Consider the following 15,867-nt stretch of genomic DNA (forward strand, 5'->3'; position numbering starts at 1 on the left):
TGGTCGCTACCCCATGTTCTCCGGCCCGGCGTCGACGGTGTGATCGAACACGAACATGTGGCCGGGGTAGTGCGTGATCGCGTACTCGGCCTTGACCTGGGGCAGCGCCAGTTGCGGGGTCACCCCGCAGGCCCAGAACACCGGTACGTCACCGGGCATGACGACGGGGGACGGCCCGAAGTCCGGCCGGGTGAGATCGGTGATGCCGAGCACCGCCGGATCGCCGATGTGCACCGGTGCGCCGTGCCCGGCCGGGTAGCGGGAGGTGATCTCGACGGCGCGCGGGACCAGCCCGGCGGGGATCGCCCGCAGACTGACCACCAGGGGCCCGGACAGCCTCCCCGCCGGCCTCGTCGGCACGTTCGTGACGTAGACGGGCGGCGCCGCCGAGTCCTCGGCGTAGCGGACGGGGACCCCCGCCGCACGCAGCGGTCCCTCGAAGGTGTGGCTGCAGCCCAGCAGGAAACCGACGGAGTCCGCGCGCCAGTGGTCCGTGATGTCGCACGGTTCGTCCGTCAGTTCGCCGTGCCGCCACACCCGGTAGCGGGGCAGAGCGGTACGGAGATCCGCCTCGGTGCCGCCGAGGCGGACGACCGGGTCACCGGGCTCGGTGACGGCGATGACCGGGCAGGGTTTCGGGTTCCGGGTGCAGAACAGCAGGAAGTCGAAGGCGAGTTCCTGCGGCACGATCACGAGGTTGGCCTGCTGGTATCCGTCCAGGATCCCGGCGGTGGGCCCGGTCCACCGGCCGTCCGCCACGAGACGGCGGAGCGCTGCCGGGGTGGACGGTACGGCGTCGCGGTGGGTGGGCCCGCGCCCGGTGGCGGTCATGCGAGTGTCTCCTGACTGGATTCCCGGACGGTGCGCAGGGTGAGCAGGGCGATCACCACGGCCACCATCAGCAGGAACCCCGGGGCGAGCAGGTTGCCGGTGGCGGAGATGAGCCAGGTCGCCAGGTAGGGGCTGAGCCCACCGCCGACGATGGTGCCGATGTTGAAGCTGAACGAGAGACCCGTGTAGCGCACCCGCGTGGGGAACATCTCGGCGTACGTCGGGTAGGTGACGGACTGGACGATCGGCATCGGCAGGGCGAGGACCACCATGGCGGCGACCGCGAGCGGGAAGCTTCCCAGGCCCATGACGAGCATGGCGGGGATGACCAGGACCGCGTATCCGGCGAAGCCGACCGTGAGGAGGCGTTTGCGGCCCCACCGGTCGGAGAGCGCTCCGCAGACCGGCATGAGAGCGGCCACGAACAGGCTGATCCCGCCCATGATCCAGAACGTGGAGGACTTGGCGTAACCGAGCTCGGTGGTGAGGTAGATGTTCATGAAGATCAGGCCGACCCAGTAGCCGCAGTTGGAACCGATGGCCAGCAGGGTCACCTTGAGCACCGGACCGCGGTGCCGGGTGAGCACCTCGGTCAGCGGCGCCTTCGGCGTGGCCTGTTCCGACTTCTGCGCGAGGAAGGCCTCGGAGTCCTCAAGACGCTTGCGCGCAAACAGCGCGAGGGCGACCAGCGGGAGCGAGAGCAGGAAGGGGATGCGCCAGCCGTACGCGTCGAGCTGACGCTCGCTCAGTACGGTCGTGGTGAGGCCCGCCACCAGCGCCGCCGTTCCGCCTCCGAGGGCCACGCCGACGGGGGTGAAGGCTCCGAAGAGTCCGCGCTTGCCGTGCGGGGCCGATTCGGCGAGATACGTGGCGGAGCCGGTCACCTCGCCGCCCGCGAAGAACCCTTGCGCCAGCCGTATCAGGAGGAGCGCCACGGGCGCGGCCACACCGATGGTGCCGGCCGTGGGCAGCAGCCCGATGGCGGCGGTGGCGCTGCCCATCCCCACCACGGTGAGGATCAGCACGGGTTTGCGCCCGACCCGGTCGCCGAGCCTGCCGAGGACGATGCCGCCGAGCGGCCGCATCAGGAACGCGCTGCCGAACACCGCCAGGGTGGCCAGCAGGGTGGCCGTGGGGTCGTCGCCGGGAAAGAAGTGCGGGCCGATGACGACGGCCAGGTAGCTGTAGACGCCGAACTCGTAGTACTCGATGGCGGTACCGGCCGCCGCCGCCATCGCCGCCCTGCGGGGCGCCGAGGCCGACGGGCCTGCCCCGGCCCCGGGGTCCGAGGTGTTCCCGGGTGCGCTGGAAACCGTTGATACGCTCGTCATGGGGGTCCTCCGGATCTGACATGTCCTATGGCTGGGATGTGGTGTCAGTCGTGCGGGTCGTACGGATGCGGTGCGTACCGCGGACGGACGGGCCGTACGGCACGGGGGCCCGCACGACGGTCGTCAGCGGGACCAGTCCTCCTGCTGATGACCGTCGTCCGATGCCGGGCCCCGGTCCGTCCCGGTCCGTCCCTGTGACGGATCAGACGGCGAAGAGCTGGTTGATGTCGGCGAACGCCTTGAACTCCATCGCGTTGCCGGCCGGGTCGAGGAAGAACATCGTCCACTGCTCGCCCGGCTCACCCTGGAACCGGATATAGGGCTCGATCACGAAGTCGGTGCCCGCGGCGGTGAGCCGGTCGGCGAGTTCCTTGAACTCGGCGACGGGGAGTACCAGCCCGAAGTGCGGTACCGGTACCTGGTGGCCGTCCACGGGGTTGGTCCCGGCGATGGCGTCCCGGTCGGTCCCGGAGGACCCGTCACCGACCTGATGAGTGACCACCTGGTGGCCGGCGAAGTTCCAGTCGATCCACTTGGTGTCCGAGCGGCCCTCGCTGAAGCCGAGCACCGTGCCGTAGAACACCCGGGCGGCTTCGATGTCGTCGACCGGGACGGCCAGGTGGAAGGGGGGGAGGGCGGTGGGCTGAACGGTCATGTCTCTTCCTTGGTTGACGTGTGACAGTGGTGGTGTGCGGTCGGTCCGAACGTGCGGTGTGCGGTCGGTCGGAACGTGCGGTGTGTGACGGCTGCCGGTGATCTCCTCTCTCTTCGCCTCAGTACACCGGGGTGAGCCGGAGCTCGTCCCCGGGCAGGGTCTGGCCGACGAGGTCGATGTCCGCGTCGGTGACGACTCCGATGACCGGGTAGCCGCCGGTGACCGGATGGTCCGAGAGGAACACGATCGGCTCGCCGGAGGGGGGTACCTGGATGGCGCCGCGCACGGTTCCCTCGCTGGCCAGGTCGACCGGGCCGACGGAGAGCGGCGGACCGGTCAGACGGGCGCCCACCCGGTCGCACTGGGCGGAGATCCGCCACGGCGTCGTGGTCAGCGCGTGCCGGTCGGCGGCGCTGAACAGGTCGTGCCGCGGGCCCCAGCGGAACCGGGCGGTGACCCGGCCTCCGCAGGGGACGACGCTGAACGCCAGCTCCAGTGGAACCGCCGGGACCGGGGCCGCCGGGCCGAGTCCGTACTCCGTGCCGGCGGTGACCGGCGCGGGGCCCAGGCCGGTGAGCGAGTCACGCGAGGCCGACCCCAGCACCCGGTCCGTCTCGATCCCCCCGGAGACGGCCAGATAGCTGCGGCAGGCGGCCCAGGGGCGTCCGATCCGCAGTACGGATCCGGCGGGCAGCCGCACCAGCGGGCCGTCGAGGGCCGGTACGCCGTCCACCGTCACGGGCGCCGGTGCTCCGGTGATGGCCACGTACCGGGGCGCCGACAGGGTCACCGCCAGGCCGCCGACGGTGACTTCGAGCGCGGGTGTGTTCTCCGGGTTGCCGGCCAGCCGGTTCGCGAGCCGGAAGCTGCGCCGGTCGGTGGGGCCCGACGCCGGGACGCCCAGATGCGCGAGACCGGGCCGGCCGAGGTCCTGGACACTGGTGGCGACACCCGCCTCGACCACGGTCAGTACCGCGGCGTCGTCCGGGGCCGTCGGGCCGCCGCCGAGGGTGTCCCGCGCGGTGCCGGGCTCCGGGACCGCGCCGGTCCGGACGGGCGCGCCGGAGCTTCGGCCGGGGCGGAGAGCCGTGCTCATGACGCGACCGCCTCGAAGACGACCCGGTCGCCGACCGCGAGCCGGTTCGGCGGTTCGGCCGCCACGTCCCACAGCCGCGCGGTGGTGACACCGATCTGGTGCCAGCCCCCGGGCGTTCCCCCCGGGTATACGACCGTCTGGTTGCCGGCGATCGCCACCACCCCCGCGGCCACCCTGGGCCGGGGGCTGGACAGCCGCGGCAGCCGCAGGCTCTCCGGTACGCCGTCCAGGTAGGCGAATCCGGGAGCGAAGCCGAAGAACCCGACCGCATGCTCGCCGGCGGTGTGCAGGCGCGCGATCTCGTCCGGAGTCATGCCGACGAGCTCGGCGACCGCGGCGAGATCCGCTCCGTCGTACCGGACGGGGATCACCACCGTTTTCCCGGCGGCCGGCCGGGTCCGCCGGGCGCCGGTCGCGTCGAGCACACCGTGCAGCCCGTCGGCGAGCCGCCCCATCCCGGAGGCGGTCTCGGCCACCACGAGGACGGTCGTCGCCGCGGGCACCACCTCGCGAAGTTCCGAGGCCCAGGACTGACCGCGGATCGCGGTGGCGACGTCCGCGGGGCGGCGCCCCGCGCACTCGATCAGCCAGCCGCGGTCGCCCGCACGCCTGAGGACCGGCCGGGCGGGCGTCACGGCCGTGCCTCCGCGCGCTCGGGGACGAGGTCTCCCGGCGTACCGACCGTGATCCCGCCCGAGGCCAGGCTCGTCCGTACCGCGGCGGTGAGGGCGACGGCGCCCGGGGTGTCGCTGTGCACGCACAGCGCCGACAGCCCCTCGCCGTCCGGGGCGATCCGTACGGCCTTGCCGGTCACCGAGACCACCGTGCCGGTCTGCGCCATCCGCAGCGCCCGCCGGGCCGCCTCCGCGGGGTCCGTCACGAGGGCGCCCGGCGCGGAGCGCGCCACGAGAAGTCCCTCGTCGGTGTAGCCGCGGTCGATGAACCCCTCGGCCAGCGGCCGCAGTCCGGCCGCCACGGCCCGCTCCCAGAGGACCGTACGCGGCTGGCAGAGCAGCGGCAGTCCGGGGTCGTACAGGGCGACCGCGTCCACGAGGGCCGTCGCGTGCCCGGTGTGCCGGGCCGCCGCGTTGTACAGCGCGCCGTGGGCCTTCACATAGCTGATCCGGCTGCCCGCCAGACGCGCGAAGACTTCCAACGCGCCTATCTGGTAAAGGATTTCGTTGACCAGTGTGGCCGGCGGCACGTCGATGAAGCGCCTGCCGAAGCCCGCCAGGTCGCGGTAGGAGACCTGTGCGCCGATCGCCACGCCCCGCGCGGCGCTCGCCTCGCAGGTCCGGCGCAGGATGTCGGGGTCGCCGGCGTGGAACCCGCAGGCGACATTGGCGGCCGTGACCTGGTCGAGCAGGTCTCCCTCGTCGGCCGGGCCCCAGATCCCGAACCCCTCGCCCACGTCCGTGTTGATCGCCAGCGCGGTCACCGGGCCGACTCCGCCCAATAGGTCTGCATGTCCGAGCCGCTGTTCTCCCAGGCCGCGTGCAGGCCCTGCTGCCCCCCGTCGATGTGCGCGACGATCTGCCGGGAGAGTTCCTCCGCGTCGCCGTCGGCCAGCGCCTGGACCATCGCCGCGTGCTCCTGCTGGACGCGGCCGTAGGCGCACGTGCCGTGCACGTAGAACCGTGAGTACGGCTCCAGGCGGTGGTACATCCCCGAGATGATCTCGTAGCGCAGGGGCAGCCGGGACAGCCGGTACATGTCGAGGTGGAACGCCAGGTTGGTCCGCGACCAGGAATCCGCGCCGGTTTCGGCCACCCGTTCCATCGCGTGGGCCATCTCGTCGAACCGGCTGATGTCACGCCGGGACACCCGTTCGGTGACGTGCTCGGCGAAGCTCGGCTCGACCAGCCGCCGCAGGTTGTAGATCTCGTCGATCTCGTCCAGGTCCAGGGCCGTGACGAAGGTGCCACGGCCCGGCGTGGTGCGCAGCAGCCCCTCGCTGGCGAGGGTGCGCATGGCCTCCCGGAGCGGGATCCGGCTGACTCCGAAACGGTCGGCGAGTTCATCCTGGACAAGGCGGTGCCCCGGCGGATAGACACCCTCGACAATCAGCTGCCGCAGCTTGCCGGTGAGAGCGTCGGCGCCGTTCACATCGGCGCGCAGGGCTCGGTCATCTCGACTCATATGCTGTGTATACAGTGGATGCACAGCAGGGGGAAGAGCTTCGACCAGAGGCAATCCCGGTTTTACCCAACGGAAACTCGCCACCCGCATGAGGGCGCGGGCCCCCGCTCTGTGCCGCCCCGCCGCCGGGCCGCGGTGCCGGAGCCGGCACCACCGGTGCCGATGCCGGCCCGGGCGGAACGTCAGTAGTAGCGGAACGTCAGTAGAACTCGACCGTGTTCACCACGTTCTTGAGCGGATGGCCGTCGAGGAGCCGGGTGGCGTTGTCGGCGAAGAGGTCGGCAACGCCTTCCTCCTGGTCAGCCGAGAGAGCGGCGGTGTGCGGACTGATCAACACGTTGGGCAGGGACCACAGAGGGCTCGTACGCGGCAACGGCTCGACCTCGAACACGTCGAGCGCGGCGAAACCGATCCGCCCGTCCCGCAGGCCCGCGACGAGGGCCGACTCGTCGACGACGCTGCCCCGGCCCACATTCACGAAGGTGACACCGGGTTTGACCCCTGCCAGGAACCGTTCGTCGACCAAGTGTGTCGTCAGGTCGGTGCCCGGCAGCGCACACACGATGGCGTCCATCTCACCGATGACATCACCCAGCGCGTCCGGGGCGACGAACCGTTCGACGTCCGGATGCGCGGCACCGGCCTTCCGCGACATGACGGTCACGCTCGCGCCGAGCAGCGAGAGGCATCGGGACACTTCCCGGCCGATTCCGCCGAAGCCGAGGACGAGCACCTTGTAGCGGGAGATCGGGTGGGAGATCCACCGGTCGCTCCATTCGCGTCGCTCCTTCAGCCGCTGCAGCCGGGGGAGGTCCTTCGCTCCGGAGAGGATGCCGAGCAGGGCGAACTCGGACAGGGGCGATCCGTGCACGCCCGCCGAGGTGGTGAAGGCGACCCGCTGGAGGTCGTGCGGGCCGAGGCCCGCCGCCCCGACCTGCTGACCGCCCCCCGCCGATGTCGCGTGCACCCAACGGAGCCCCGGGTTCGCTCGCACGGCACGGGCGAGCTCCCCCGGATCGCCGCCCGGGATCCCCAGCAGCGCGTCGGCCGAATCGAGCAGGGCGTGGAATCTCTCGCGCTGTTCGGCGGTTCTCAGGTACCCGGGATCACCCGAGAAATCGGCTCGGTGCCGCATGCGGGGGAGCAGCGCGGGATCGACCAGCAGGGTCACGCGTGGCTCGCGCTCCACGATGCGCCGGCAGGACTCCTCGTGGAGAGGGTTCGCGACAGCTACGCGAAGGCGCTTGTGGCCGGGCGCGATCCGCTCCGTGGCCGACGTTGTGTGTTCGTTCACGAGCCGTTTCACTTTTCGCTGAAGAGTCGCTGCGCGCGCTTCCACGCCTCGACAGAGGTTTGCATATGGACTTTCATGGCGTGCCGGGCCCTCTCCGGGTCGCGCTGTTCGACCGCCCGCGCGATGTCCGCGTGCTCCTCGGCCGCGAGCGACACCGCTCCGGGGAGGTGGTCGGTCAACTGGCGTGCGTTCAACAGGAGATCGCCCACACCCTCCAGCACGTTGCGGAACGCCACGTTGTGACTGGCCACCGCCACCGCCGAGTGGAAGGCCACGTCGGCCCGGTAGGCCCCTCGGCCGTCCCGGTGGGCACGGTTGTAGTCCTCCAGGGCCGCCGCGATCGCCTCAAGGTCCTCCGGTGTGGCCTCGATCGCCGCGCGCTCCGCGATCTCGGTCTCCAGTACACGCCGAAGCTCGTAGATGTCCCCGACGGCCTCGCCGGCCAGGAGCGCCGAGATGGTCGTCGCCTCGACGGCCTCGTCGATCGGCACCGAGGTCACCCGTGCCCCGACGCGGGGGCGGACATCGAGGTAGCCCATCGTCACCAAGGACTGGACGGCTTCCCGGACGGTGTTCCGCCCCACTCCGTAGTGCGCCATCAGGTCTTTTTCCCCCGGTACCTTCGAGCCCGGTGGCAGCTGACCACTCTTGATCTGGAACAGCAGATCGTCGGCGATGGATGTCGAGAGATTGCGTCGGGTTGCCTTGACGCGAGGTTCGGCCACGTGCTCTACTCCCTCTCATTCATCCTACAAATAGGATTGTTCGGCTCAGTGTAGCGGAGCGCCGCAGAGGCAAACCAGAGGGACGCCTGGTGGGTGGGGAGCCACCCAAGTGATCGAGAGGTGCAAGACAATGATGTCGACACGTGAACGACGTACCTTCCGTGTGCTGGCGGCGATCGGAGTGGTCACGGCGCTGACCGCCGGGGCCACGGCCTGCTCCGGCTCGGAGGAGACCGGTGCCGGCGCCACGCAACTCGACCCGTCGCTGGGCAAGTCGGCCACGGGGGACGTGACGGTCTGCGGACCCACGGACGCGTCCGGTGTCTGGAAGGCGACGATGGAGGCGTTCAACAAGGCGCACTCCACGATGACGGCCCGTTATGTGGAGCTCGGTTCCTCGGCCGACGACCAGCTGCAGCAGATCAATCAGCGCATGCAGACCAAGTCGACCCAGTGTGATGTCCTGCGCCTGGATGTCGTCTGGACCGCCCAACTGGCAGCTCAGGGCGGGCTGGCCGACATGAGCAAGGTGATGGAGCCCAAGCTGGACAAGCTCATCCCCTCCACCGCCAGCACACTGCGCTACAAGGACACGTACTGGGGCGTCCCCTTCTACTCGAACGCTGGTCTGCTCTACTACCGCACCGACGAGGCGAAGGCCCCGCGGACCTGGCAGGAGCTCTACGGGTACGGGGAGAAGGACGCCGCGAAGGGGTTCCTCTACCAGGCGGCGCAGAGCGAATCACTCACCGTCAGCTTCCTGGAGCTGCTCTACAGCGCGGGCGGCGACGTGCTGGACAAGGACGGCAAGGTGGCCGTCGATTCGCCGAAGACCGTCGACGTACTGAAGTTCATGCGGGACGGCATGGACAAGAGTGCCTCCCCGAAGTCGGTGCTGACCTACGACGAGGACGCGACGCGCCTCGCGTTCGAATCCGGCGCCGGGGCGACGATGCGCAACTACCCCTACGCCTACGCGGCCGGTCAGAAGTCGGGCATCGCCGGCAAGTTCGCCGTGACGCCCCTGCCGGGATGGAACAAGCCGGGCGCCGGGGTCGGTGTGCTCGGCGGCAGCAACCTCGGCGTCAGCGCCTTCTCCAAGAACGAGGCCGGCGCCGTGGCGATCATCGACTTCATGACCAGCGAGAAGTGGCAGGAGAGCATCGCCGTCAACAACGCGCTCGCTCCCGTCACCGAGGCGGCCTACCGGTCCGCCCGGGTCCAGAAGGCCATGCCGTTCTCGCAGGAGTTGCTGCAGGCGCTGAAGAGCGCGAAGAGCCGACCGGTGTCACCCGTCTACCCGCAGATGTCGCAGGCGATCTACGAGGCGGTGGGGAAGGTGCTCTCGGGATCCTTGTCCCCCGAGGACGCGGCATCCACGATGGCGAAAGAGATCGACGCGGCAACGAGGACCTTCTGATACACCATGCAATTCCTCAGATCCTCCAAGCACTGGGCCGCGGATTCCACCGAACGGCGGCTCGCCGGCCGTATGGTGGCGCCGGCTCTGATCCTCATGGCGGCCATCGCGGGATACCCCATCCTCTACGCGATATGGCTCTCCCTGCACCAGTACAGCATCATCACACCGGGGCTCTCCCGGTTCGTCGGCCTGGCGAATTACACGGAGCAGCTCACCTCGCGCGCCTGGTGGGACGCGGTGGGCCACACGTTCCTCTTCACGGCGATCTCGGTCCCGCTCGAACTCGTCATCGGAACGGGAATCGCCCTCCTGCTCAACATCGCGTTCCGGCTCAGAACACTCCTGCGCAGCGTCGTCCTGCTTCCCTACGCGATCCTGACCGTCGTGAGCGCCATCACGTGGCGGACCATCTTCGATCCGAACCTCGGCCTCGTCTCCACACTGCTCAGCTCGATGGGCATCACGGGCAACAACGTGGTCTGGCTCGGGCAGGACGGATACGCGATGACCGTGGTGGTCCTGGCGGACGTCTGGAAGACGGCGCCCTTCGTCGCCCTGCTCGTGCTCGCCGGCCTTCAGGTCATCCCGGCCGAACTGCGCGAGGCGTCGCAACTCGACGGCGCGGGTGCCTTCCGGCACTTCTGGAGTGTGACGCTACCCCTGCTGTGGCCGGCGATCGCACTGGCGATGATCTTCCGAACGCTCGACGCCCTGCGCGTCTTCGATCTGCCGTTCGTCCTGACGCGTGGCGCGCACGGAACGGACACGATGTCCATTCTCGCGTATCAGACCCTGCGAGGAAAACAGCTGATCGGTGAGGGCTCCGCCGTATCGATCCTCACCTTCGTGATCGTCATGCTCGTCTCGTTCGTCTACATCCGTTTCGCCGGCGGCAACATCCGATCGGTCGTCAAGGGAGGTTCGCGATGACCCACGCGGTCGTGGACGGGCAGCCGCCCGTACGCCACAGGTCCCGGCGGCGCCGTGCCGAGCGCAACCCGTTGGTGTGGTGTGCCGTCGCGGCCGTCATGGTCTTCTCGCTGGTGCCCTTCTACTGGCTCATCAACACGTCACTGAAGACCGGCGCCGACCTCTCGACGGCGAGTCTCTTCCCTCCCCACCCGAGTTTCGACAATTTCACGTCGGTCCTCGGCGATTCCCAGTTCCTCAGGGCCCTCGCCAACTCGGGAATCGTGGCCACGGTCTCCACGGTCCTCGCGCTCGTCGTCGCGTCGTTCGCCGCGTACCCCCTCGCGCGTCTGAAGATGCGCGGCAAGTTCCTCATCCTGAGCGTCGTACTGTCCGTGACGGCGTTCCCCGGCATCGCGATCGCCGCCCCGATGTTCTCCCTGTGGAACGACCTCGGGCTCTACAACACCCTCGTAGGGCTGATCATCCCCTATCTGACCTTCACGCTGCCGTTGTCGATCTACACCCTCGTGACCTTCTTCAAGGAAATCCCGGTGGAACTGGAGGAGGCGGCCTACATCGACGGGGCCACGCCTTTCCAGGCGTACTACAAGGTCATCCTTCCCCTCGCGGTGCCCGGCATCGCGACGGTGGGAATCCTCGCGTTCATCTTCGCCTGGAACGAGTTCCTGCTCGCCGCCACACTGACCTACAGCCCCGAGGCGCGCACGGTTCCGGTCGCCATCGCCTTCTTCAGCGGATCGAGCGAGTACGAGCAGCCGCTCGGCACGATCAGCGCCGCCTCGCTGATCATATCGATCCCGCTCATCCTGCTGGTCCTCGTCTTCCAGAAGAAGATCGTGTCCGGCCTCACGTCGGGAGCGGTGAAAGGATGAACCCTCGGATGCACGAGGCGAACAGCAGCGGACAGTGGTGGCGGGAAGGGGTCCTCTACCAGGTGTACGTACCGTCGTTCCAGGACGGCAACGCCGACGGATTCGGCGATCTGTGGGGTGTGGAACAGCGCCTGGACCACATCGCGGCACTCGGCGTGACGGCCGTCTGGCTGAGCCCGGTCTACGGGTCGCCTCTGCTGGACTTCGGGTACGACGTCTCCGACCACACGCGGATCGGCGAGGTGTTCGGCGATCTGGCGGTCTTCGACCGGGTCGTCAAGGGTGCGCACGACCGCGGACTCCGCGTCGTTCTCGACTACGTACCCCAACACACCTCAAGTGAGCATCCGTGGTTCCGCGACGCCCTGTCGGGCCGTGACAGCGCACACCGGGACTACTACATCTGGCACGATCCGAGCCCCGACGGGGGCCCGCCCAACAACTGGGCCTCCGCCTTCGGCGGACCCGCCTGGACGCTGCACGAGCGGACCGGACAGTACTACTACCACGCGCATCTCCCGGAACAGCCGAGCCTCAACTGGCGCAACCCGGAGGTCAAAAGGTCGATGTTCGACGTCATGCGGTTCTGGCTGGACCGAGGCGTCGACGGATTCCGGGTGGACGCCGTGTGGCGCCTCATCAAGGACGCGCGACTCCGTGACAACCCGGCGGACGACGGCGGTGACTCGTTCGAGATCGGCGGGGCGGCCGCGCACACCACGGTCCGGCAGGTCCAGAAATACACCGCCGACCAGCCCGAACTACCGGGCCTGCTCGCGGAGATGCACGCGGTCACCGACGAGTACGACGACCGGATGCTGATGGGGGAGTTGCACCTCAAGCTCGAACGCGTGGCCGCGCTCGGCAGCCGCGGGCTGGACCTCGCGATGAACTTCTCCCTCATCGACGCCCCGTGGAACGGCCTGGACCTGGCGGACCTGATCCGGCGGTACTACGCCGCCCTCCCCGCCGGCTCGCAGCCCAACTGGGTGCTGAGCAACCACGACAGGTCCCGCCTCGCCAGCCGTATCGGGCCCGAACGCGTCCCCGGGGCGCTCGCTCTGCTGCTCACCCTCAAGGGAACACCGACCCTCTACTACGGTGACGAGCTCGGCCTGCCCGACGTCCACGTCGACAGTGGGCAGGCGCGCGACTGTGCCGAACTCCGCGCGCCCGGACTCGGACTCGGCCGGGACCCGCAGCGTATGCCCATGCCGTGGAGCGGGACCGCGGCGCACGCCGGATTCACCGCCGGTGACGTTGAACCGTGGCTGCCGATCGCCTCCTGGGCGCCCTCGCTCAGCGTCGAGCGGCAGGAAACCGACCCTCGCTCGGTCCTCACCCAGGTCAAGGAGCTTCTCGCGCTCCGGCGGGAGCTGGCCGCCCTGCGCCGGGGAGCCATCACCGTGCTCTCCTCCGACCCGGAGTATCTCGTCCACCTCCGCGGTGACGGCGACGCCTCGGTGCTGGTGGTGGTGAACCTCTCCGACCGCCGTCGAAGCGTCCCCTTCCCCGGCTCCAGGACCACCCGCTGGTCGTCCCACTCGGCCGTCGGAGAGCGGGACTTCCTGGACGGAGTGGTCGACCTCGCACCGTTCGAGGCGCGACTCCTCACCGTGGGCTCTCCCGTCACCGCGGCAGGGTGAGCGTGAAGACCGTTTCCGTGTCCGGAGTGCTGGCCACGGAGACCGTGCCGCCGTGGGCTTCGGTGAGCTGGCGGACGATGGCCAGGCCCAGGCCGCTGCCGCCGGTCCGGCGGCTGCGGGACTTGTCGGCACGCCAGAAGCGGTCGAAGACATGGGGCAGGTCGCCGGCGTCGATGCCGGTGCCGGTGTCGGCGACCTCGATCACCACGTGGTCGGAGGTGTGGCGGCAGCGCAGGGTGACACTGCCGCCGGGAGGGGTGTGCCGGACGGCGTTGGACAGCAGGTTGCCGATGGTCTGGCGCAGGCGCACGGGGTCCGCGGAGAGGACGGGGGCGCCCTCGGTGTGCGTGGTGCCGAGGTCTTCCGCAACGACCGCGCCGGCGCCGCCGGCTACGCGGGCCTGACCGTCCTGGCCGGCAACGCCGATCTGCTCCGGGCGATCAACGGAAAGGTGGCTTCGGGCCGATTCCTCAGCGCGGACACGGAGAAGTTCCCCACCGCCGTCCTCGGCTCGGCCGCCGCGTCCAGCCTCGGCATCCCGAAGATCACCGCCGGGCGGCCCGCCCCGCAGATCTACATCAACCGGCGCTGGTTCACGGTCATCGGCACCCTGGAGAAGACCCCGCTGTCGCCGGACATCGACCGCTCGGTCCTGGTGGGCTGGGATGCTGCGCGCAGCCTGCTCAGGTTCGACGGCCACCCCACCGTGATCTACCTCAAGGCCAGGGAGTCCGAGATCGAGGCCGTACGCGACGTGCTGCCCGCGACCATCAACCCCGAACTGCCCGGCCTGGTCCAGATCAGCCGCCCGTCCGACGCACTGGCCGCCAAGCGGGCCACCGAGAGCACCTTCTCCGCGCTCTTCCTCGGCCTCGCGGGGGTGGCCCTGCTCGTCGGCGGCATCGGCGTGGCCAACACCATGGTCATCTCCGTCCTCGAACGCCGCCGGGAGATCGGACCGCGCCGTGCCCTGGGCGCCAACCGCGGCCAGTTCCTCACCGAATCCGTTGTCCTGTCCGGGCTCGGCGGCCTGGCCACCGCCGCCTACGCCGCCCAGCAGGGCTGGGAGCCGGTCATCCCGCTCGGCTCGGTGACCGCCGGATTCGGCGGCGCGATCCTGATCGGCATGCTCGCCGGCGTCTACCCGTCCCTCCGCGCCGCCCGCCTGACCCCCACCGAGGCCCTCGCGACGGCGTAGCGGGCGGCTCGGGTGGGCCTGCTGTCAACGGCGCGGACCACGGCCGCGCCCGGACCCCCATCGGCCCGGCCGGCCAGGTGGAAAGCGTTTTCCTCCCCGTCGCCCCCTGTTTCCACATGAACTCGGCTTGGCTCCAGCGGTCGGCGGCGTCTGCGCCCCTACCTCCCCGACATGCGTCCGCACCGGAAACAGCCCTGTCGCCTCGGTGAATCCCTTTCTTTCCTTATGTGGTCCACACATGGATGCACGAGGGTAGCTGTACTGAGTTCAGTTCGACTACCCTCCCCGCACATCGGCAGGGATCGGTCCTTGCCGCAGGAAAGGAGAGCCGGATCATGAGTGCGACTCAGCGGTCCGCCGCGCCAGGGGCGGAGGCCGCGTCGTTCGATCCGCGGTCGGTACGCCGTGCGATGCTCGCCGGCAGTATCGGCACCCTGATCGAGTACTACGACTTCAGCGTCTACGGCTATCTCGCCGTGGTGATCGCTCCGCAGTTCTTTCCCAGCGACAACCCAGCGACCTCCCTGCTGGCGGCGCTTCTGGTGTTCGCCACCGGACTCGTGGTACGTCCCATCGGCGGGGTCTTCTTCGGCTGGGTGGGCGACCGGATGGGACGGCGCAAGGCTCTGGTCTCCTCGGTGCTGGCCATGGGGGTGGCCAGCAGTATCACGGGGCTGCTGCCGACGTACGAGCAGATCGGCGTCACCGCGGCGGTGCTGCTCTTCCTCATGCGCGTGGTGCAGGGCATCTCCTCCGGCGGCGAGTCCGTCGGCGCCTACACCTACATCTACGAGTCGGCGCCGCCGAAGCGCAGGTCGTTCCTCGGGGCGGTGACCCCCATCGGGTCCAACCTCGGGTTCATGTTCGCGGCCGCCACGGCCGGGGCGATCTCCGCGCTCACCACCACGGAACAGATGAACTCCTGGGGCTGGCGACTGCCCTTCCTGATGGCCATCCCGCTCACCCTGATCTGCCTCTGGGCCCGGCTGCGCATCGAGGACACCCCGGAGTTCCAGAAGGCCGCGGAGGCCGCAGACATCCCCACGGCGCCGATCCGCGAGGTTCTGGCCACGCACCGCACAGCGCTGCTGCAGTCCATCGGTCTCTCGATGGCGCAGGGCGGTGCCATCTTCCTCGGGCTGACGTACATCGGCATCTACATGACGACCGAACTCGGTTACGACTCCACACACGTGTACTGGGTGAGTGCGGGCGTCGTCCTCGTCACGGTCCTGCTCATGGTGCCCGCGGGCTGGCTGTCCGCGCGGTTCGGCTGCCGGCGCGTCCTGATGGTGGGGCTGATCGGGTTCGGGGTGACGGCCTATCCGGCGTTGATGCTGATGGGCCGGCACAGCCTGGTCCTGGCGGGCGCGGCGTACCTGCTCTACATGGCCAGCAGCGCCCTCGTACAGGTTCCCGCGGCGAGTCTGTGGCCACACCTGTTCGAGCGCCGGGTCCGCTACACCGGCATGGCCATCGGGTACAACGTCGGTACCGTCCTCGCGGGCGGAACGGCCCCCTACATCGCCGCCTACCTGGTCGACCGGACGGGCAACCTGCTCTCGCCGGCGTTCTTCGTCATGACGGTCTGCCTGATCGGCCTCGGAACCCTGCTCACCGTCCGCAAGGACCTGTAGCGGCTCCCGGCCCGCCGCGCCCGTTCCGGGCCGGCCTTCCGCGGTACGCCGGAATCCGTACACCGGCGTGCCAGGGAGGGCCGGCCC

Annotated in this window: 15 protein-coding genes and 1 pseudogene; 6 read left to right on the plus strand and 10 right to left on the minus strand. The window is 69.6% G+C overall.

The window, feature by feature from the left end:
* Positions 1-6: 6 nt before the first annotated feature.
* From ACFTZC_RS08185 to ACFTZC_RS08225, 9 genes are all read right to left on the minus strand, one after another.
* The gene (locus ACFTZC_RS08185; RefSeq protein WP_382887953.1) at positions 7-831 is read right to left on the minus strand and encodes a putative hydro-lyase; all 825 of its coding nucleotides are present in this window, start codon (positions 829-831) and stop codon (positions 7-9) included.
* Positions 828-2,162, minus strand: a complete 1,335-nt coding sequence (locus ACFTZC_RS08190) for an MFS transporter (RefSeq protein WP_382887954.1) — start codon at positions 2,160-2,162, stop codon at positions 828-830. The genes ACFTZC_RS08185 and ACFTZC_RS08190 overlap by 4 nt, the downstream gene beginning before the upstream one ends.
* 202 nt (positions 2,163-2,364) lie before the next feature.
* Positions 2,365-2,817, minus strand: a complete 453-nt coding sequence (locus ACFTZC_RS08195; RefSeq protein ID WP_382887955.1) for a VOC family protein — start codon at positions 2,815-2,817, stop codon at positions 2,365-2,367.
* 118 nt (positions 2,818-2,935) lie between these two features.
* Positions 2,936-3,913 (minus strand): biotin-dependent carboxyltransferase family protein, encoded by a 978-nt coding sequence (locus ACFTZC_RS08200; protein WP_382887956.1) that lies wholly within the window; start codon positions 3,911-3,913, stop codon positions 2,936-2,938.
* On the minus strand, positions 3,910-4,548 hold the full coding sequence (locus ACFTZC_RS08205; protein ID WP_382887957.1) for an allophanate hydrolase subunit 1: 639 nt from the start codon (positions 4,546-4,548) through the stop codon (positions 3,910-3,912). The genes ACFTZC_RS08200 and ACFTZC_RS08205 overlap by 4 nt, the downstream gene beginning before the upstream one ends.
* On the minus strand, positions 4,545-5,351 hold the full coding sequence (locus ACFTZC_RS08210; RefSeq protein WP_382887958.1) for a LamB/YcsF family protein: 807 nt from the start codon (positions 5,349-5,351) through the stop codon (positions 4,545-4,547). Before ACFTZC_RS08210 ends, ACFTZC_RS08205 begins: the two co-directional genes overlap by 4 nt.
* Positions 5,348-6,052, minus strand: a complete 705-nt coding sequence (locus tag ACFTZC_RS08215; RefSeq protein WP_382887959.1) for a GntR family transcriptional regulator — start codon at positions 6,050-6,052, stop codon at positions 5,348-5,350. The genes ACFTZC_RS08210 and ACFTZC_RS08215 overlap by 4 nt, the downstream gene beginning before the upstream one ends.
* A 199-nt stretch (positions 6,053-6,251) precedes the next feature.
* Positions 6,252-7,346 (minus strand): D-2-hydroxyacid dehydrogenase, encoded by a 1,095-nt coding sequence (locus tag ACFTZC_RS08220; protein WP_382887960.1) that lies wholly within the window; start codon positions 7,344-7,346, stop codon positions 6,252-6,254.
* Between the two features lie 8 nt (positions 7,347-7,354).
* Entirely contained in the window at positions 7,355-8,071 is a 717-nt protein-coding gene (locus ACFTZC_RS08225; RefSeq protein ID WP_382887961.1) for a FadR/GntR family transcriptional regulator, read from the minus strand.
* Positions 8,072-8,201: 130 nt separating this feature from the next.
* Between ACFTZC_RS08225 and ACFTZC_RS08230 the strand changes: the two genes are divergently transcribed.
* Genes ACFTZC_RS08230 through ACFTZC_RS08245 form a run of 4 tightly spaced genes read left to right on the plus strand, consistent with a single transcriptional unit; the run spans position 8,202 to position 12,945 of the window.
* Positions 8,202-9,491, plus strand: coding sequence for an ABC transporter substrate-binding protein (locus tag ACFTZC_RS08230; protein ID WP_382887962.1), 1,290 nt, complete (start codon positions 8,202-8,204; stop codon positions 9,489-9,491).
* A 6-nt stretch (positions 9,492-9,497) separates the two neighbouring features.
* Complete coding sequence (locus ACFTZC_RS08235) at positions 9,498-10,424, plus strand: carbohydrate ABC transporter permease (protein ID WP_382887963.1); 927 nt, start codon at positions 9,498-9,500, stop codon at positions 10,422-10,424.
* On the plus strand, positions 10,421-11,299 hold the full coding sequence (locus tag ACFTZC_RS08240) for a carbohydrate ABC transporter permease (protein ID WP_382887964.1): 879 nt from the start codon (positions 10,421-10,423) through the stop codon (positions 11,297-11,299). Before ACFTZC_RS08235 ends, ACFTZC_RS08240 begins: the two co-directional genes overlap by 4 nt.
* Positions 11,300-11,307: 8 nt before the next feature.
* Positions 11,308-12,945, plus strand: coding sequence for an alpha-amylase family glycosyl hydrolase (locus ACFTZC_RS08245; RefSeq protein WP_382887965.1), 1,638 nt, complete (start codon positions 11,308-11,310; stop codon positions 12,943-12,945).
* Here the strand turns inward: ACFTZC_RS08245 and ACFTZC_RS08250 are convergent.
* Positions 12,929-13,297: pseudogene (locus tag ACFTZC_RS08250) on the minus strand (sensor histidine kinase); the annotation flags it as partial. The gene ACFTZC_RS08245 and the pseudogene ACFTZC_RS08250 sit on opposite strands and share 17 nt — an antisense overlap.
* On the opposite strand from ACFTZC_RS08250, the gene ACFTZC_RS08255 reads away from it, so the two are divergent.
* Together ACFTZC_RS08255 and ACFTZC_RS08260 are read left to right on the plus strand one after the other, a co-directional pair.
* Positions 13,289-14,143 (plus strand): ABC transporter permease, encoded by an 855-nt coding sequence (locus ACFTZC_RS08255; protein WP_382888109.1) that lies wholly within the window; start codon positions 13,289-13,291, stop codon positions 14,141-14,143. The pseudogene ACFTZC_RS08250 and the gene ACFTZC_RS08255 sit on opposite strands and share 9 nt — an antisense overlap.
* Before the next feature lie 335 nt (positions 14,144-14,478).
* The gene (locus tag ACFTZC_RS08260; protein WP_382887966.1) at positions 14,479-15,780 is read left to right on the plus strand and encodes an MFS transporter; all 1,302 of its coding nucleotides are present in this window, start codon (positions 14,479-14,481) and stop codon (positions 15,778-15,780) included.
* Positions 15,781-15,867: the final 87 nt, after the last annotated feature.

The organism is Streptomyces sp. NPDC056987, from assembly GCF_042673865.1.
Lineage (GTDB): Bacteria > Actinomycetota > Actinomycetes > Streptomycetales > Streptomycetaceae > Streptomyces.